This window comes from Herbaspirillum lusitanum P6-12, assembly GCF_000256565.1.
In the GTDB taxonomy this organism is placed as follows: domain Bacteria; phylum Pseudomonadota; class Gammaproteobacteria; order Burkholderiales; family Burkholderiaceae_D; genus Herbaspirillum; species Herbaspirillum lusitanum.
Map to the genome: position 1 here is coordinate 1 of NZ_AJHH01000744.1, position 380 is coordinate 380.

The window sequence follows — 380 nt, forward strand, 5'->3', positions numbered from 1 at the left end:
CGGCACCGCCACGCTCGGGATCAGCGTGGCGCGGCCGTTGCGCAGGAACAGGAACACCACCATGATCACCAGCGCGATCGACATCAGCAGCGTCTTCTCGGTGTCCTTGAGCGAGGCGCGGATGGTCGGCGTGCGGTCCATCATCACTTCGAGATTGATGGCGTGCGGGATCGATGCCTTCAGGTTGGGCAACAAGCCATTGACGGCGTCGACGGTCTCGATGATGTTGGCGCCGGGCTGGCGGTTCAGGATCACCAGCACCGACGGCTTGCCGTTGGCGGAACCGGCGTTGCGCAGGTCGGCCACCGAATCCTTGACCTCGGCGATGTCGCGCACGCGCACCGGCGCGCCGCACCGCTACCAGCGGCGGTACCAGAGGC

1 pseudogene is annotated in these 380 nt (G+C 66.6%); it reads right to left on the bottom strand.

Annotated elements, in window-relative coordinates:
• Positions 1 to 357 (bottom strand): annotated as a pseudogene (locus HLUSI_RS30495) (efflux RND transporter permease subunit); the annotation flags it as partial.
• Between the last annotated feature and the right edge of the window lie 23 nt (positions 358 to 380).